Source organism: Massilia genomosp. 1 (genome assembly GCF_011682185.1).
In the GTDB taxonomy this organism is placed as follows: domain Bacteria; phylum Pseudomonadota; class Gammaproteobacteria; order Burkholderiales; family Burkholderiaceae_D; genus Telluria_A; species Telluria_A rubra.
On record NZ_WHJF01000048.1, the window covers coordinates 1 to 17,975 of the forward strand.

The window sequence follows — 17,975 nt, forward strand, 5'->3', positions numbered from 1 at the left end:
AAACCGCTTCATTGACTGTCCCGTTCAATTGGGTAGGGACGCTATCGCCCGCGACATTCCGATTTAAGTTGAAAAACTCCGGCATCGGAAAAGTGACGCTGCGGCGGCGGTTTATGCAACATTCAGGATAGAAAGGAATGGACATCACGACCGCGCCGACGACGTGGCGCGCTTTGCCTCACTGGGGATCAGCCAGATCCGCTACCCGCTGCTGTGGGAGCGGGTGGCGCCCGCCGGCCTGGCCGGCGCCGACTGGCGCTGGTGCGACCAACGCCTGCACGCCCTGCGCGAGGCCGGCGTCACCCCCATCGCCGGTCTGGTACACCACGGCAGCGGCCCGCGCCATACCTGCCTGACCGACCCGGCCTTCGCCGCCGGGCTGGCAGAATACGCCGGCGCCGTGGCCGCGCGCTACCCGTGGATCACCGACTATACCCCGGTCAACGAACCGCTGACCACGGCGCGCTTTTCCGGCCTGTACGGGCTGTGGTACCCGCATGGCCGCGACGACCGCAGTTTCCTGCGGGCGCTGCTGATCCAGTGCCGCGCCACCGTGCTGGCGATGCGCGCGATCCGCCGGGTCAACCCGCAGGCCCGCCTGATCCAGACCGACGACCTCGGCAAAACCTACAGCACCCCCGCCATGGCCCGCTGCGCCAGCTTCTACAACGAGCGGCGCTGGCTGGCCTGGGACCTGCTGTGCGGCAAAGTCGACCCCGGACACGCCTTGTGGGGCTACCTGACCGGCCACGGCGCCGATCCGGCCGAGCTGCTCTGGTTCCGCGACAATCCCTGCCCGCCCGACATCATCGGCGTCAATTACTATGTCACCAGCGAGCGCTGGCTCGACCACCGGGTCGAACGCTACCCGGCGCATTTTCGCGGCGACGCCGATGGCGTACACTGCGCCGACATCGAAACCGCGCGCGCCCTGGCTACGCCCACGCCCGGCATCGGCCCGCTCCTGCAAGAAATCTGGGACCGCTACGGCATCGCGCTGGCGGTGACCGAGGCGCACATCGACGCCAACCGCGAAGACCAGCTGCGCTGGCTGCTGGAAGTATGGGAAGCCGGGCAGCAAGCGCGGCGCAACGGGGTCGACCTGCGCGCCGTCACCGTCTGGGCCTTGCTCGGCTCGTTCGACTGGAACTGCCTGGTGACCGCCTGCCGCGGCTATTACGAACCGGGGCCGTTCGACGTGCGCGCGCCGCTGCCGCGTCCCACCGCGCTGGCGGCCATGATGCGCGAACTGGCCGCCGGGCGCGCGCCCACCCATCCGGTGCTGCGCGGCCAGGGCTGGTGGCGGCGCGCCGGGCGCTGCCTGTGCGCGCCCGTGGCCACGCCCGAAGCGCCAACCTCGATCACAGCCGACGGGCACAGCCTGGTCGGCACGGCGTCCGCCCCGATCCTGATCGCCGGCGCCACCGGCACCCTGGGGCGCGCCTTCGCCCGCATCTGCGCGCGCCGCAACCTGGCCTACCGGCTGCTCAGCCGCCAGCAGATGGACATCGCCGACCCGGTCTCGGTGGAGCGCGCCATGCAGCGCTACCAGCCCTGGGCCGTCATCAACGCCAGCGGCTACGTGCGGGTGGACGAGGCCGAGAACGATGTCGAACGCTGCTTTCGCGACAACGTGGCCGGCCCGGCGGTGCTGGCCGCCGCCTGCGCGCGCCACCGGCTACACCTGACCACCTTTTCCAGCGACCTGGTGTTCGACGGCCGCCAGCAATGCCCGTACGTGGAAAGCGACAAGGTCACGCCGATCAATATCTACGGCAAAAGCAAGGCCGCCGCCGAGCGCGCCGTCCTCGAGCGGCAACCGGGGGCGCTGGTAGTGCGCACCAGCTCCTTCTTCGGCCCCTGGGACAGCCACAATTTCCTGACCCAGGCGCTGGCCAGCCTGGAAAGCGGCGCCCCGTTCGCGGCCGCCAGCGACATCACGGTCACGCCGACCTACGTGCCCGACCTGGTCAACGCCTGCCTCGACCTGGCCATCGACAAGGAAAGCGGGCTCTGGCACCTGACCAACGGCGACCCGCTCACCTGGGCCGAGCTGGCCGGCAAGGCGGCGCGCCAGGCCGGGGTCGACGCCAGCCGGCTCGAAGCGCAGCCGGGGGCCGCCTGCCGCTACCTGGCGCCGCGCCCGGCCTACAGTGCGCTGCACACCGAGCGCGGCATGCTCATGCCGGGCCTGGATGACGCGCTCACCCGCTATGTGCAGCTGCGTGGCGAGCAGGCGCGCGGCGATCACATCGAACTGGCGCAGCCGATTCACTGCACCGATACGCGCCGGCAGGCCGAGACCGGGAGGCGCCAGAAAGCGAGCTGAACAAATCGCCTGGCCGGGCCTGTCCTGGCCGGGCCTGTCCTGGCCGGGCCTGTCCTGGCCGGGCCTGTCCTGGCCGGGCCGGCTATTCGAGCGGCCAGAACCAGATTTCCTGGGCTTGCCAGTAGCATTCGGTGCCGCAGGCCGGACTGCCGTTCGGGTCCGGATAAACAATATCGATATGGCCCTGGTCCGGCCCCTCGTCCTGGATGCGCCAGAACGACACGATCCCGCTGCGCTTGCCGATGGCCTGGCGCGCCCGGCCGCCGCGATAAATTTCCGGCAGGCCGAGCAGGTTACGGCGTTGCAGCAGGATCGACAGGCGCGCATGGCCGGGTTCGACCAGACTGCCCTTGTACTCGCCCTTGAGGATGGCCAGGCGACCCGGCAGGCGCATGCCCGAGCGCACCAGCGCCAGGCTGATCCGGGTGGCGCAGGTATTCTGGTAGGCCGTCACGCCAATCAGGGCATCCCAGCCGATCGCCTGGTACAGCGCGCTGCGGTCGGTGGAGGCGCGGCTGGGGTAATTGGTGCGGACGGCAAAAAACGAAGGCTTCATACAGACACTCCGATCAGGCGGCAGGTCCATCATCTTGCCTCACGGATACAACCAAGCTCTTGCGCGGTCGCAAGGCAAGGCCAAGCCGCCGAGCGCCGGCGCAGCCGCGCCAGGGCGACCGTGGGCGGCCGCCCACCTTTCTGCCAGCCACAGTCATAAACGCCCGCCACGCCGCACCCCCTGTTATAAAATGGCAAGTGCGACCAACCACACGACAGGCCCCACCCCGTGCAAGAGCAACACGCCTTCCCCTTCCTGCGGGAAATCCTCCTGTTCCTCTCGTTGGCGGGCATCCTGATTCCCACCCTGCAACGCCTGCGCATCAACCAGGTGCTCGGATTCCTGGCCGTGGGCGCCCTGCTCGGCCCGTTCGGCCTGGGCCTGTTCGCCGACACCCATCCCTGGCTGGCCTACCTCACCTTCCCGCGCGCCGAAGGCGTGGTCGCGCTGGCCGAGCTGGGGGTCATGTTCCTGATGTTCATGATCGGCCTGGAACTGTCGGCCGCCCGCCTGTGGTCGCTGCGGCGCTGGGTGTTCGGCGCCGGCACGGCCCAGGTCTGCATCAGCGCCGGCCTGCTCGGCACGGCCATCTGGCTGCTCGGCTACCGCACAGAGAGCGCCGTCATCCTCGGGATCGTGCTCTCGCTCTCCTCGACCGCCGTGGTCATGCAACTGATGAACGAGCAGCACAGCACCAACACGCCGCTCGGCCAGGCCGGTTTTTCCATCCTCATGCTGCAAGACCTGGCCGTGGTGCCGCTGCTGATCCTGATCGGGGTCATGGCCAAGGGCGAGTCCGACGGCATCGTCTCGCTGGTGGCCATCACCATGGTCAAGGCGGGGGCCGCCATCGCCCTGATCTACCTGGTCGGCGGGCGCCTGATCCATCCCTTGTTCCGCATCTTCACGCGGCATCGCCAGCCCGACGTGTTCATGGCCCTGGTGCTGCTCACGACCCTCGGCATCGCCGGCCTGAGCGCGGCGGCCGGCCTGTCGATGGCGCTCGGCGCCCTGATCGCCGGCCTGCTGCTGGCCGAAACCGAATTCAAGCACGAAGTCGAGCTGATGGTCGAGCCCTTCAAAGGCTTGCTGATGGGCCTGTTCTTCATGACGGTCGGCATGGGCATGGACGCGCGCCAGGTCATCGACGCGCCGCTGTGGCTGGCCGCCGCCGTGTTCGGCCTGATCGCCATCAAGGCGCTGGTGATCGCCGTGCTGTTCCGCATCGGCGGCTTGAGCTGGGGACGCGCGCTCGAAGGCGGCCTGCTGCTCGGCCAGGGCGGCGAATTCGCCTTCATCGTGATCGGCTACGCCACTGCCAGCAAACTGGTCGACGCCGACCTGGGCGCGCGCGTCATGCTCGCCGTCGGCCTGTCCCTGTTCGTCACGCCCATGCTGGCGCGCCTGGGGCGCGAAATCGGCACGCGCTGGGAGCCGCGCGGCGACGAGCAAGCGGCCACGCCCGACCAGGCGGCCCTTAGCGCCGCGCGCGGCCACATCATCATCGCCGGTTTCGGACGCGTCGGCCAGCAACTGGCCAAGCTGCTCACGACCGAAGGCATCGGCTACATCGCGTTTGAAAACGATGCGCGCCTGGCCACCAAGATGCACGGCCAGGGCTTGCCGGTCTACTTCGGCAACGCCGCGCGCGCCGAACTGCTGCGCCACGTGAACGCCGGCGAGTCGCCGGCGATCGTGCTCACGATGGACCATCCGGCGTCGGCCCTGCACGCGGTGCGCGGCATCCGGCGCGAATTTCCCGACGTGCCGCTGCTGGTGCGCTCGCGCGACGAACAGCATGCGCGCGCGCTCAAACGCGCCGGCGCCACCATCGTCGTGCCCGAAACGCTGGAGGCGAGCCTGCAACTGTCCGCCTTCGTGCTCGAAGCGCTCGGCATGGACGAAGACCAGGTCGACCGCATCGTCGACGGTGAACGCGACCTGTTCCTGGCCACGCTCGACGCCGAAGTGCATGCCCTCAAGCGCGACCCGGCGGTATCGGCATCATGAAAAACCTGGTCGCGGCCCTGACGGTCCTGTGTACGCTGCTGGCCAGCAGCGCGCCGGCCCAGGAGGTCACCGTCTACACCAGCGCCAGTTTCGCGCCGCTGATGCTGGCCGACGGGCGCGGCATGTACCCGGACCTGATCGACTACCTGAACGAGCGCAAGCTGGGCACCTTCACTTTCCGGCTGCGCTACATGCCGCGCAAGCGCCTGCAGGTCAAGCTGGAAGACGGCAGCATCGACGGCATGGTGATCGGCATGATGCCGGAATGGTTCGACGACGTGGCGCAGAAAAAATACCTGTGGTCGGCGCCCTTCGCCAGCGACCGTTATGCGCTGGTGTCGCTGGCGGCAAAGCCGGTCAGCCCGGACGCGCCGGCCGGCCTGGCGGGCGCCTCGGTCGGCGTCACGCTCGGTTACCACTATCCCGGCATCGACGCCTGGCTGGACAGCTCGCGCATGCTGCGCAGCGAAGGGCCGAGCGACGAGAAAAACCTCGAAAAGCTGCTGCTTGGCCGGCTCGACTGCGTCGTCGTGGCCGAATCGATGGCGCGCTACTACATGCGCGCGCGCGGCATGACGGCCAGGCTGCACCTGGTCACCCTGGCCAGCGCGCCCACCGAACGGCGCATGCTGGCGCCGCACAGCCAGCGGGCCGCTTTCGACAAAGTCGCGCCGGTGCTCAAGAAACTCAAGAACGATCCAGCCTGGCAGCGCATCGTCGCCACTTATCAGTAAACAGCAAGGAGCAAGCGGCAAGCGGCAAGCGCCTATTTCAACACCTTCAGCGCCGCTTGCACGCCCCACCACGCGGCCTCCTCGAACACCGAAAAGCCCGACAGGTCGGCGTGCGCGAACACGATCGGTCCATCCGCTTCGCGTAGCGCCGCCAGGCCCGCATTGCTGCGAAAGCCGGGCAGCGGCGCCGCCATCGCATGCCCGCGCAGGGTGATCTCGACCCGCTCGACGCAGGCCGCGAACTTCCAGCCGTAGGCGCTGGCCAGGTCGGCGCCGGCCAGCGCCACCAGGTCGGCGCCGCTGGCGCTCATCATCCATGTGCGCGCCGCCGCGGGCGTGCGGTCCGACAGCGCCACGTAGGCCGAAAACACGGTCTTCCCGGGCGGCGTGACGCGGATATCCTGGTGGGTCGAGACCACGTAGCCCAGGCCCGGCTCCTGGCACACCACATTGTCCCAGGCCAGCGGTGCGTGCGGCAGCTCGCGCGGGAAATCCTTCATCAGGAAGTTCGCCACCAGCCACGGCGCGTACGATGGGGTGTGGCGTTTGACGTCGAAGCCATAGGCGCCGATGTCCTCGACCACGCGCGCGGCCACGTACAGCGGCATCGCGCAAATCGCCTTGCGCGCCCGTACCAGATAGCTGCGCGCCACGCCGCCGTCGAGCGTGAAGCACAGCGCTTCCACGCCAGCCCCGCTGCGCTTGAGCGAGAAGGCGGTGCCGGGGCGGCGCCGCACGCCCGAGGCGGCGGCCAGCTTGTCGGCGACGGCCTGCATCCCGCCCGGCCAGGTCAGCCAGGCGCCGTTGCCGGCGTTGGCCGCCTGTCCGCCGCGGCTGGCGAAGTAATGCAGCCCGGCCCATGCCGACACCTTGTCGTAACGGGTGCCGTAGTCGTCGCGGCAGCAGTAGTTCAGGTACCAGTGCAGGGTCGGCGAGCGGTAGCCCTGCTGGTCCAGCCACGCCTTGAAGGTGATGCGGTCGAGCGCATCGAAGACCGGGTCGCGCGACGAGGAGACGCTCGGGAACACGAACGCGCGCCGTGCGTCGCTGCCGCGCAGTGTGCGCAGGCGCTCGACCTCGGCGAAAAAGCGTGCGTGCTCGGCGCGCTCTTGCGCGCTCACGCCGTCGGTCGGAATCAAGCCTTCCTGCCAGCGGCCGTTGAACAACACGCGCTCCGCCGGACCGTGCAGGATGACGCGCTCGTCGTAGCAGGGCTTGTCGCCGTACGGGTCGCGCGCAATGACCCCGAGGTCGAACAGGATCTCGCGCACATGCACCGATTCGGGCGACGGCAGCGGCAGGTAATGGCCGCCGGTCGGATACGCCAGTTCGCCGAAATGGCCGCCGGCGGCATTTCCGAACGGCTGCGGCCCGTCGATCATCAGGACCTTGCGCTGGCCTTCGCGCCCGAGCTTCCAGGCCGCGGCGAGGCCGGCGATGCCCGAGCCGAGGATCACGATGTCGGTCTCGATCACCTGGCCTGGCGCCGGCAGCTTGCCGCCCTCGCGCAAGAAATGGCCTTCGGCGCGGCCCGGATAATGCACGGCCGGCGTCATTTCCAGCCATTGCCGGAACAGCCCCGCGCTGGCCGCTGCGGCTCCCGCGCCGCCGGCCAGCGCCAGGAAGGTGCGCCGGTCCATCAGCGGATCACCCTGCGCCAGTCCTGGCCGAATTCGTGCACCAGCGACTGCGTATTGAGCCGGTTCGGCGCCATGTCCAGGCGCCCCATGTCGGGCGGGAAGGCGAACATCTCGCGCGTGGTCGCTTCGTTCAGGTAGCGCATCGGCAGCCGGTAGCTGGTCGGCGGCACATAGTCATGCCCTGGCGAGGCCATGATGAAGCCCCATTCGCCGAACGAGGGCACGTAGGCATGGTACGGCCAGGTGCGCATGCCGACCTCGCGCAGGGTGGCGTCGATGGTCCAGTAGGCGTGCGGCGCAAAGAAGGGCGAGGTCGATTGCACCACCACCAGCCCCTTGGCCGCCACGTGTTTTTGCAGCATGCCGTAAAACGGCACCGAATACAGCTTGCCGAGCGCGAAGCTGGACGGATCGGGGAAGTCGACGATGGCCGCGTCGAACATCTGGTCCGTGTTTTGCAGCCAGATCGCGGCGTCGGCATTGATGACCTTGACGCGCGGGTCGGAGAACGCGCCGCCATTGAGCTTGACCAGCTCCGCGCGGGTGGTGAAGGCCTGGGTCATGGCCGGGTCCAGGTCGACCACGGTGACCTGCCTGACGTTCGGGTAGCGCAGCACTTCGCGCAGCGCCAAGCCGTCGCCGCCGCCGAGCACCAGCACCTTGCGCGCCCACGGCAAGGCTTGCAGCGCCGGATGGACCAGCGCTTCGTGGTAGCGGTATTCGTCGCGCGAAGAAAACTGCAGGTTGCCGTTGATGTACAGGCGCGTGTCATCCTTCCAGCGCGTGATCACCAGGCGCTGGTACGGAGTGGTGGTGGAGTACACGATCTGGTCGCCGAACAGGCCATGCTCGCCCCACTGCACCATGCGGTCCGACAGGGCAAAGCCGATCACCAGCGCGAACATGACGAACGAGGCGCGCAGCACGCGCCCGCCGACGTCGCTCAGTTCGGCGCGGAACGCGTACAGGGTCCAGAAGGCCACGCCGACATTGAGCATGCCGAACAAAAAGCCGGTGCGCACCAGCCCCACGTGGGGCGCCAGCACCAGCGGGAACAGCAGCGACACCGCCAGCGCGCCCAGGTAGTCGAAGGTCAGCACGCGGCTGACCAGGTCATTGAAGGCAGTGTCGCGCGCGTTCAGGGCGCGCATCACCAGCGGCACTTCCATCCCGACCAGGGCGCCGACCATGAACACCAGCACATACAAGAGGGTGCGAAAGGGCGCCGTCATCCACGAAAACGTCATGAACAGCAGCGCCGCCGAGACGCCGCCGATCAGGCCCACGGCCAGCTCGATGTCGATAAAGCGCGACAGCACATCCTCTTCGGCCACGTACCTGGAAAAGTGCGCGCCCACGCCCATCGCGAACAGGTAGCAACCGATGATGGTGGAGAACTGGAGGATCGAATCGCCCAGCAAATAGCTCGACAAGGCGCCGGCAATGAGTTCGTAGGCCAGCCCGCAGGAGGCCACCACAAACACGGACAGTATCAAAATTCTTTTGGTCATCTGGTCTTTTTTGCTCTAAGATCGTCGTGCGCTGCCAATACGACCATCTTTCAGGGGGAAACTTCGTGCCCGCCATCCTAAACTATCTGCTCTACCTTGCAACAGCGGTTGCGCTGGTGATGGCGTTTTTTGTCATCTACACGCGCATGACGCCTTACGACGAAGTGACCCTGATCCGCGGCGGCAACCACGCCGCCGCGCTGGCCCTGGGCGGCGCCCTGATCGGCTTCTCGCTGACGATCTGCTCGGCCATGCTGCATACCCGCGACTATTATCAATTCCTGGCCTGGGCGGCCGGCGCCATGCTGGTCCAGGTGCTGGTGTATTACGTCGCCACGCGCCTGCTGAAAATGGCCTCCGAGCAGATCGAAGCCGACAATTCAGCCTTCGGCGGCCTGCTCGGCGCCATCGCGGTCTCGGTCGGCCTGGTCAACGCCGGCGCCGTGTCCTGAGCCGCCCTCCCCGCCCCCGCTTAACAACGCCTTCCCACCGGAGACCGACATGTCCCTTGGCTCATTCATCAGAAAACAGTTCATCGATGTCCTGCAATGGAACGAAGATAACGATGGCGTGCTGGCATGGCGCTTTCCCATGCAGGACTTCGAAATCCAGAACGGCGCCATCCTCAACGTGCGCGAGTCGCAGATGGCGCTGTTCGTCAACGAAGGCAAGATCGCCGACGTCTTCGGCCCCGGCACCCACACGCTGACCACCAACACCTTGCCGCTGCTGACCAACCTGAAAAACTGGGACAAGTTCTTCGATTCGCCGTTCAAGTCGGATGTGTATTTCTTCAGCACGCGCGTGCAGACCGGCCGCAAATGGGGCACGCCGCAGCCGATCACGATCCGCGACGCCGACTTCGACATGATCCGCGTGCGCGCCTTCGGCATGTACTCGTACCGCGTGGCCGACCCGCGCCTGTTCTTCACCGAAATCAGCGGCACGCGCGAAGTCTACACGCGCGACGAGGTCGAAGACCAGTTGCGCGGCATCCTGATGGCCAGCATGGCCAGTTCGCTCGGCAGCGCCAAAGTCGCCTTCCTCGACATGGCCGCCAACCAGGCGCTGATGGCGCAGCAGGTCAAGGGCGACCTGTACATCGCCTTCGCGCGCTACGGCGTGGTGCTCGACGAATTCAACGTCGCCAGCGTCAGCCTGCCGGAAGAACTGCAGGCCGCGCTCGACGAACGCATCTCGGCCGGCATGAAGGGCGGCCTGTCGGGCGAGAAGATGAGCGGGTTCACGCAATTCCAGGTGGCCACCAGCATTCCGCTGGCGGCGCAGAACGAAGGCGGCCTGGCCGGCCTGGGCGCGGGCCTGGGCGCCGGTGCGATGCTGGGGCACGCCATGGCGCAAGGCATGAGCGGCTCGCTGATCCCGCAGGTGCCGCCGGCGCCGACCGCGCCCTTGCAGGCCCCCGTGGCGCCGGTCGACCCGATCGAAGAGCGCCTGACGAAACTGAAGGGATTGCTCGACAAGGGGCTGATCTCGCAAGACGACTACAACGGCACCAAGACGGAGCTGCTGAAACAACTGCTCGGCTAAATGCACATTGTTTCCTGCCCCAGCTGCGGCGCCGAAGTCCGGTTCAAATCGCACGCCGCCGTCATGGCGGTGTGCGAGTTTTGTCGCGCCACCCTGCTCAAGGATGCCGACGCCGTCAAGAACCTGGGCACCATGTCGTCCGTGCTGGAAGACTATTCGCCGATCCAGGTCGGCACCAGCGGCGTCGCCGGCGGGCGTCATTTCACGGTGGTCGGGCGCATCCAGCTGCGCTATGACAGGGGCTTGTGGAACGAGTGGTACCTGCTGTACGAGGACGGCAGCAACGCCTGGCTGGGCGACTTTTCGGGCCTGTTCACCCTCACCAGCGTGCGCGCGGTCACACTCGCCCTGCCCGGTTTCAACGCCATCGGCGTGTCGCATGCCGTCCAGATCGACGGGGAGCGCTGGCTGGCGGCGGAAAAGCGCAGCGCCGAATGCATCGCCGGCCAGGGCGAGCTGCCGTTCAGGGTTGGCGAAGGCTGGCGTATCAGGGTGGCCGACTTTCGCAGCGGCCCGCGCTTTCTCACGCTCGACTACACCGACGGCGAGGTGCCGGTGGTGTACGCCGGGGTCGCGGTCACCCTGGCCGAGATGCGCTGCCAGCTGCTGCGCGACGATGAACAGATCGGCGCCAGCGCCGGCAAATACCGCGGCAAGGTCGACGCCCTCGACTGCCCTTCGTGCGGCAGCACCATCAGCTACCTGCCGGGGGTGGCGACCAACCTGGTTTGCCCGGCCTGCAAGGCGCAGCTCGACGCCGCCGGACCCGAAGCGCGGGTGCTGGCGGCCGGCGACAAGGTCGCGCGCATGCGCACCACGATCGAGATCGGCGCGAAGGCCAACATCGGCGGCAGCCAGTGCAGCGTGATCGGCGCCATGATCTGCGATACGGACGATGGGGAAAGCTGGACCGAGTATCTGCTCTACAGCACGCGCGCGAGTTTTTTCTGGCTGGTCGAAAGCGTCGATGGCTGGCATCGGGCCGACGTCATGAGCCATTGGCCGGCGTGGCATGCGGACCAAGCCGATGTGGCTTTGGCCGACAAGGTCGAATACAAAAAATCGGCCGATTACATGGGGCGGGTGGTGGCCGCCGCGGGCGCCTTCAACTGGCGCGTGCAGGCCGGCGACCGGACCCGCACGATGGAATTCAAATACGGCAAGACCACCCTGGCGGCCGAAGTCACCGACCAGGAGATGACCTGGTCGCGCTCCAAGCCCCTGGCGACCGACCAGGTGATGGCCTGGTTCGACGACCCGGCCAAGAAAGCCGGGCCGTCCAGCGCGCCGCGGGTACCCGCCGCGCCCAGGGACGCGCCACCCGCGCGCGGGGCGCCGCTGTCGAACATCCTGTTCAAGTTTTTCTTGTGGCTGCTCGGATTGAACCTGATTCCGCTGCTGGTCAACTTCGGCACATCCGCGCTGTTCCTGCTGGTGGGGCTGGCGGCCATTTTCCTGCCGGCGGGATTCACCCGCATCGCCAACAAGGATCAGCAATGAACGAACGGTATTTACTGTACGCGATCGCGGTGACGGTGCTCACGACGATCATCATCTGGGTCGCGATGTTCGACTCCATGTCCAACCAGCACACCGGTCACGGCGGCAATCGCGGTAGCGGCGGCAGCAGCTGGAGTTCGAACAGCGGCAGTTCCGGCGGCGGTTCCGGCGGCGGGCACAAATGACGATGGCCGCGCATCGCCCGGCCGGCATTCACCTGCTGGCCGATTTTCATGGCGTCGATCCGGCGCTGCTGACGTCCGGCGCCGATATCGACGCGCTGCTGCGCGCCGGCGCGCTGGCGGCCGGGGCGCGCATCTTGCACAGCCATTTTCATAGCTTTGGCGCGGCGATGGGCGTGACCGGCGTGCTGCTGCTGGCCGAATCGCACATCTCGATCCATACCTGGCCGGAGTACGGCTTTGCGGCGGCCGATATTTTCATGTGCGGGGACGCGCAACCGCAACTGGCCTTGCGGGTGATCGAGCTGGCCTTCAAGCCGGCGTCGCGCGTGGTGCAGACCATCGAACGCGGCGTGGCGCAAGTGGACATCAAGTCACCGTAAAGCTGAAGGTGCGGCGCAGCCGCTGCCCCGGCGCCAGGATCGTCAGGCCATGCCTGGCCGGCCCGCCCGCCATGTTGTGCGCGTCGATCAGGTGGTCGACCGGCTCGAAGCAGAAAAAATCCCCAGCGGCCGGCGCATACACAATGTAATACCCGCAGTCTGCCGCCATCGACAGAGTCAGGCCATTCTCCGGCCAGCGAATGCGCGCCTTGCCATCCCAGCCTTCGAAGACATTGTCGAGCGGGCCTTGCGGGAGCGCGCGCGCAAGCGCGAACGACCACGCTTCCGGCATCGCCTGCGCATGCGCATGCGACGGCAGTTTGTCCGCCCCGGCCATCCACACGCTGCGCGCCGCCGCCTGCAAGGTCGTGCCGGGACTGCGCGGCATCCACGGATGCAAACCCAAGCCGAACGGCAGCGCCAGCACGCCGGTGTTGGTGACCTCCAGCGTCACCACCAGCGCATTGCCGCGCAAGGCGTAGTCGAGCGAGGCGCGGTACGAAAACGGCAGGCCGTCGCGGCGCTCGAGCATCAGCAGCACCTGGCTGGCCGACTGGAAGGCCACGGTCCACGGCCGCAGCCAGCCTTCGCCATGCATCGGAAACGGATCGCCCTCGCGGTTCGGCGCGATGGCGTAACGCTCGCCGCCATACGAAAAACCGGCGGCCATGCGGTTCGACCACGGCACCAGCGGAAAGCAGGCCAGCTGGTTCGGTCGCGGCATGCCGCCGCCCGCGCCGCCGGCGTACGGGCGCAGCACCGGCACCGGCGCGCCATCGCCGCCGATCCAGTCCAGGCGCGACAAGGCGCCGCCGCAACCCGGAAGGATGGCGGCGGACAGCTGCGCGCTGCGCAGCACCAGCGGCGCCAGGCTAGTTATACTGCGGCCCGGTCAGCAAGAAGCCGCCACCCTGGTAGGTGATGGTGATGTCGTCGGCCGGCGCATAGCTGCCGCCGAAGGGGAACTTGTGTTCGAACCGGGTCGAGCTGTCCTTGGCCACGAATCCGAGATGGCGCGAATGACGGTCGTCCCACCATTTTGCCTTGTTGTCCGACACGCCGAACGCAATGGTGTGGCCCACGCGCGCGGCAAACAGCGAGCAGCGCAGCGCTTCGACCAGGTCGTCCAGGCTCAGGTAGGTAATCATCATGCGCGGGTTGGCCGGCTCCGGGAAGCACGAACCGATGCGCAGGCACACGGTTTCGATGCCGAAGCGGTCGAAGTAGTAGCGCGACAGCGATTCGCCGAACACCTTGCTCACGCCGTACATGCCGTCGGGGCGCGGCGGCATGTCGGCGTCGACCAGGTCGGTGGTCTTGTAGTAGCCCATCGTGTGGTTCGAGCTGGCGAACACCACCCGCTTGACGCCGCACTTGTGGATCGCTTCGTACAGGTTGGCCGTGCCGAGGATGTTGGCCTGCATGATCGCGTCGAATGGCGCTTCGGTCGACATGCCGCCGAAGTGCAGTACCGCGTCCACGCCGTCCATCAGCGCCAGCACGGCGGCTTTGTCGGCCAGGTCGCACTGCACGACTTCTTCGCCTTCGCCGGCCGGGCCGACATCGGCCAGGTCGGACAGGCGCACGATGTCGGCCCACGGTTGGATGCGCTCGCGCAGCTGGCGTCCAAGGCCGCCGGCGGCGCCGGTCAGCAGAATGCGTTTGAAGGGTTTGCTCATGATCAGGTCACCGGTGCAGGATTGAAAAGGGTCAGGGCGTTATGCAGCTTCCAGTGTTCGGCCCAGGTCTTGCGGCCGCTGGCCACGTCGAGCATCAGCTTGAACAACTCCCAGCCGACGTCTTCGATGCTCGCTTCGCCGCTGGCGATACGGCCCGCGTTCACGTCCATCAGGTCGTGCCAGCGGCGCGCCAGGTCGTTGCGCGTGGCCACTTTGATCACCGGGCATTCGGCCAGGCCGTACGGCGTGCCGCGCCCCGTGGTAAACACGTGGATATTCATTCCCGCCGCCAGCTGCAAGGTGCCGCAGATGAAGTCACTGGCGGGAGTGGCTGCGTAGATCAGCCCTTTCTGTTTGAGTTTTTCGCCGGGCGAGAGTACGCCGGTGATCGCGGACGATCCCGACTTGACGATCGATCCCATCGCCTTTTCGACGATGTTCGACAGGCCGCCCTTCTTGTTACCCGGCGTGGTGTTGGCGCTGCGGTCGACGCCGCCGCGCGTCAGGTAGGCATCGTACCAGGCCATTTCGCGGATCATGGCCTCGGCCACGTCGGCGTTGGCGGCGCGCGAGGTCAGTTGATCGATCCCGTCGCGCACTTCCGTCACTTCCGAAAACATCACGCTGGCGCCGGCGCGCACCAGCAGATCGCTTGCGTAGCCGACCGCCGGATTGGCCGTCACGCCCGAAAACGCATCGCTGCCGCCGCACTGTACGCCCACCACCAGGTCGGACGCCGGGCAGGTTTCGCGCTGGCGCGCGTTAAGCGCCTTGAGCTGCACGTCGGCGGTGCGCATGATCGAGTCGATCATCGACTGGAAGCCCACGTGGCCGTCGTCCTGCAGGCAGACATGCGCGGGGTCGGCGCCGGAGAGGATCGGGATCGAGCCTTTCGGGAACAGGCGCGCCGGCTGCAGTTTTTCGCAGCCCAGGCTGACCACCATCGCCTGGCCGCCGAAGTTCGGGTTCTGGGTGATGTTGCGCAAGGTGCGGATCGGGATCTCGGCGCCCGGCGCATCGATCGCCACGCCGCAGCCATAGGTGTGTTCGAGTCCGACCACGTCGTCCACGTTCGGGTAGTGCGGCAACAGTTCGCCCTTGATGCGCTTGACCGCGTGTTCGACCACGCCGGAGACGCACTGTACGGTGGTGGTAATGGCCAGGATATTGCGGGTTCCGACCGAGCCGTCGGCGTTCTTGAAGCCCTGGAAGGTGTAGCCTTCGAGCGGCTCCATGACCGGGGCGGCGCGGGTGGCGAGCGGCAAGCCTGCGAGTTCGCGCGCGGCCGGCATGCGCAGCACCGCTTCCGAAATCCAGCTGCCTTTCGGCAGCGCGCGGGCGGCATAGCCGATCGTCACGTTATAGCGCGTCACCGGGTCGCCCTCGGCGAGATCGCCCAGGGCGACCTTGTGCCCCTGCGGCACGGCGTCGACCAGCACCAGTCCATCGGGAAACACCGTCCCCGCCGGCAAGCCGCCATCGTTGACCACGATGGCCACGTTGTCGGCCGCGTGCATGCGGATATGGAGCGGGTTTTTTTCCGGTGTCGTCATTTTTGGTAGCCTTGTCTGCCTGTACCCGCATGAGCCCGGAAATGGCGGGCGCCCTTGCGGTCGGTTTCGCTCAGTATGCCAGCAAACGCTAAAATCGGCTAGTCCAATTAGAGTTATTGGTCTGACCAATTTAACTTTTCCTCACAAAATGGCCAGGGCGGTCCGGCCGCGTTCCACGCTTGGCCGCAGCGGCGCGCAAGCCGATATAATTGCTGCCTGATTTGCAACAAGGCAGACACAATGACTCAAGCATTTTCGGGCATGCCCAAGGCGCTCGGCCACATCCGCGTACTCGATTTGTCGCGCGTGCTGGCCGGTCCCTGGTGCTCCCAGAACCTGGCCGATCTCGGCGCCGACGTGATCAAGATCGAACGACCCGGCGTGGGCGACGACACGCGTGCCTGGGGTCCGCCGTACGCGCGCGACGCCGACGGCAACGACACCAGCGAGGCCGCCTACTTCCTGACCGCGAACCGGGGCAAGCGTTCCGTCACGGTCGATATTGCCACGCCCGAGGGCCAGGCACTGATTCGCGACCTGGCGCGCGAAGCCGACGTGGTGCTGGAAAACTACAAGGTCGGCCAGCTGAAACGCTACGGGCTCGATTACGACAGCCTGAAAGAGATCAAGCCGGACCTGGTGTACTGCTCGGTGACCGGCTTCGGGCAGGACGGGCCGTATGCGCACCGGGCCGGCTACGACTTCCTGATCCAGGGCATGGGCGGGCTGATGTCGGTCACCGGCGAGCGCGACGACCTGCCCGGCGGCGGGCCGCAAAAAGCCGGCGTGGCGCTGACCGACCTGATGACCGGCATGTACGCCACCGTGGCGGTGCTGGCCGCGCTGACGCACCGCGACCGCACCGGGCAAGGCCAGTACATCGACATGGCGCTGCTCGATACGCAAGTGGCGATGCTGGCCAATGTGGGCAGCAATTACCTTAACAGCGGCAAGGCGCCCAAGCGCTGGGGGAATGCGCATGCGAACATCGTGCCGTACCAGACGTTTGCGTGCGCGGACGGGCATCTCATCGTCGCGACCGGGAACGACGGGCAGTACCGCAAGTTCGTGGAAGCGGGCGGGCGCGACGACTTGCTGACCGACCCGCGCTTTGCCACCAATCCGCTGCGCGTGCAGCACCGCGATGTGCTGGTGCCGCTGCTGGCGCAGATGGTGAAAACGCGCACGCGCGACGAGTGGATTGCGCAGTTGGAGGCGGTGGGGGTTCCGTGCGGGCCGATCAACGATGTCGGTGAAGTGTTCGAGAACGAGCAGGTGAAAGCGCGCGGGGTGGCCATCGAGATGGATCATCCGGCGGCCGGCAAGGTGAAGCTGGTGCGCAGCCCGATGAAACTGTCGCTCACGCCCGCGCAGGCCGACTTGCCGCCGCCGATGCTGGGGCAGCATACCGATGAAGTGCTGCGCGATCTGCTGGGGCGCAGTGAAGAAGAGATTGCGGCGCTGCGGGCGAAAGGCGCAATCTGATTCGCTGTCGTCCTGTTGTTCAACCCCGAAAGCACATGCCATGAAATTCAACCGCTACATCTCCCGGATCGACAATGACGTCCAGGACCGGTCTTCCGATGCCTGGAAGGCGCTGTGCCGCTATATCGATGAACTCGAAGCGAGCGGCGCGGACGAATTCGCGCCGCGCGAGTCACTCGGGCCCGAACTGTACGCCGGCATTTTTACGTTGCCGGAATCGATCGGCAAGCTAAAACGCGTCACCAAGGTGCATCTCTACGGTAGCAAGCTCAAGCGCATTCCACCGGAAATCGGCGACATGACGGCGTTGACGCATTTCGACGTCTACACCTCGTATGGCTTGCAGTGGTTTCCGTATGAACTGACGCGCTGCAAAAACCTGGTCAACAGCCGGGTCAGCACTCGTGCCCTGTATGGGAACTACAAGCACCGCCTGCATTTTCCGCAACTGAAGGGCAATCCGGTCCGCTATCACGGCGACACGGTCAAGTGCAGTGTTTGCGGGACCGAAACCGGCTACGACAACATCCTGCAGCTCTGGATCAGCTTAAAAGTCGGCACCGACGTGTTTCCGATGCTGGTCAACTCCTGTTCCCGGCAGTGCTCGGAGTCCTTGCCCACGCCGCATCACAACTACGTACAGCAGGCGCACCGTGGCGGCACGTCGATTGCGCAGCCGCCCGACGAAAATGCAAGGTGGCAGTTGGAACAGCTTCAGGCCAAGGAGGAACCGGTGCCAGTGCCGGTGCAGCCCCCCGCCGCCGGCGACGCCGTGGAGCAAACACCAACACACGCGCGCCCCTTGCTCAAGCCGATATGGAAAATCTGGGAGAGGTAAGCACCAGCCTTCCCACCATCGCTGCGC

The 17,975-nt window shown here is 66.7% G+C and carries 16 protein-coding genes; 10 read left to right on the plus strand and 6 right to left on the minus strand.

Annotation, left to right across the window (positions count from 1 at the left end):
- Window positions 1-163 precede the first annotated feature (163 nt).
- The gene (locus F1735_RS18145) at window positions 164-2,329 is read left to right on the plus strand and encodes a sugar nucleotide-binding protein (protein ID WP_373888543.1); all 2,166 of its coding nucleotides are present in this window, start codon (window positions 164-166) and stop codon (window positions 2,327-2,329) included.
- A gap of 82 nt (window positions 2,330-2,411) precedes the next feature.
- Here the strand turns inward: F1735_RS18145 and F1735_RS18150 are convergent, their stop codons facing one another.
- A complete protein-coding gene (locus F1735_RS18150; RefSeq protein ID WP_167238245.1) occupies window positions 2,412-2,885 on the minus strand; it encodes a T6SS effector amidase Tae4 family protein in 474 nt (157 codons plus the stop codon).
- Between the two features lie 228 nt (window positions 2,886-3,113).
- Between F1735_RS18150 and F1735_RS18155 the strand changes: the two genes are divergently transcribed.
- On the plus strand, window positions 3,114-4,895 hold the full coding sequence (locus tag F1735_RS18155) for a cation:proton antiporter domain-containing protein (RefSeq protein WP_167238246.1): 1,782 nt from the start codon (window positions 3,114-3,116) through the stop codon (window positions 4,893-4,895).
- Window positions 4,892-5,629 (plus strand): substrate-binding periplasmic protein, encoded by a 738-nt coding sequence (locus tag F1735_RS18160; protein WP_167238247.1) that lies wholly within the window; start codon window positions 4,892-4,894, stop codon window positions 5,627-5,629. The genes F1735_RS18155 and F1735_RS18160 overlap by 4 nt, the downstream gene beginning before the upstream one ends.
- 32 nt (window positions 5,630-5,661) lie before the next feature.
- On the opposite strand, the gene F1735_RS18165 is transcribed toward F1735_RS18160, so the two are convergent.
- Complete coding sequence (locus F1735_RS18165; RefSeq protein WP_167238248.1) at window positions 5,662-7,269, minus strand: NAD(P)-binding protein; 1,608 nt, start codon at window positions 7,267-7,269, stop codon at window positions 5,662-5,664.
- Window positions 7,269-8,780: a polyamine aminopropyltransferase gene (locus F1735_RS18170; protein WP_167238249.1), complete on the minus strand. Its 1,512-nt coding sequence runs from the start codon at window positions 8,778-8,780 to the stop codon at window positions 7,269-7,271. The genes F1735_RS18165 and F1735_RS18170 overlap by 1 nt, the downstream gene beginning before the upstream one ends.
- Window positions 8,781-8,845: 65 nt before the next feature.
- Here F1735_RS18170 and F1735_RS18175 point away from each other — a divergent pair, with 65 nt between their 5' ends.
- Genes F1735_RS18175 through speD form a run of 5 tightly spaced genes read left to right on the plus strand, consistent with a single transcriptional unit; the run spans window position 8,846 to window position 12,393 of the window.
- Window positions 8,846-9,232, plus strand: a complete 387-nt coding sequence (locus F1735_RS18175) for a DUF350 domain-containing protein (RefSeq protein ID WP_167238250.1) — start codon at window positions 8,846-8,848, stop codon at window positions 9,230-9,232.
- A gap of 49 nt (window positions 9,233-9,281) precedes the next feature.
- Complete coding sequence (locus tag F1735_RS18180; RefSeq protein ID WP_167238251.1) at window positions 9,282-10,328, plus strand: SPFH domain-containing protein; 1,047 nt, start codon at window positions 9,282-9,284, stop codon at window positions 10,326-10,328.
- Window positions 10,329-11,828, plus strand: a complete 1,500-nt coding sequence (locus F1735_RS18185) for a DUF4178 domain-containing protein (protein ID WP_167238252.1) — start codon at window positions 10,329-10,331, stop codon at window positions 11,826-11,828.
- Entirely contained in the window at window positions 11,825-12,013 is a 189-nt protein-coding gene (locus tag F1735_RS18190; protein ID WP_167238253.1) for a hypothetical protein, read from the plus strand. Before F1735_RS18185 ends, F1735_RS18190 begins: the two co-directional genes overlap by 4 nt.
- A gap of 2 nt (window positions 12,014-12,015) precedes the next feature.
- Window positions 12,016-12,393 carry an adenosylmethionine decarboxylase gene (speD, locus tag F1735_RS18195; RefSeq protein ID WP_373888545.1) on the plus strand — a complete coding sequence of 126 codons (378 nt, stop codon included), beginning with the start codon at window positions 12,016-12,018 and terminating at the stop codon, window positions 12,391-12,393.
- Here the strand turns inward: speD and F1735_RS18200 are convergent.
- From F1735_RS18200 to garD, 3 genes are read right to left on the minus strand one after another with little or no spacing between them, the layout of a single operon-like run.
- Window positions 12,380-13,252, minus strand: coding sequence for an aldose 1-epimerase (locus tag F1735_RS18200; RefSeq protein ID WP_167238255.1), 873 nt, complete (start codon window positions 13,250-13,252; stop codon window positions 12,380-12,382). The genes speD and F1735_RS18200 overlap by 14 nt on opposite strands.
- Before the next feature lie 13 nt (window positions 13,253-13,265).
- A complete protein-coding gene (locus F1735_RS18205) occupies window positions 13,266-14,072 on the minus strand; it encodes an NAD-dependent epimerase/dehydratase family protein (protein ID WP_167238256.1) in 807 nt (268 codons plus the stop codon).
- 2 nt (window positions 14,073-14,074) lie between these two features.
- Entirely contained in the window at window positions 14,075-15,625 is a 1,551-nt protein-coding gene (garD, locus tag F1735_RS18210; RefSeq protein ID WP_167238257.1) for a galactarate dehydratase, read from the minus strand.
- Between the two features lie 240 nt (window positions 15,626-15,865).
- On the opposite strand from garD, the gene F1735_RS18215 reads away from it, so the two are divergent.
- Complete coding sequence (locus F1735_RS18215; protein ID WP_229505843.1) at window positions 15,866-17,110, plus strand: CaiB/BaiF CoA transferase family protein; 1,245 nt, start codon at window positions 15,866-15,868, stop codon at window positions 17,108-17,110.
- A 40-nt stretch (window positions 17,111-17,150) separates the two neighbouring features.
- Window positions 17,151-17,948 carry a leucine-rich repeat domain-containing protein gene (locus tag F1735_RS18220; protein WP_167238258.1) on the plus strand — a complete coding sequence of 266 codons (798 nt, stop codon included), beginning with the start codon at window positions 17,151-17,153 and terminating at the stop codon, window positions 17,946-17,948.
- The last annotated feature ends 27 nt before the right edge of the window (window positions 17,949-17,975 follow it).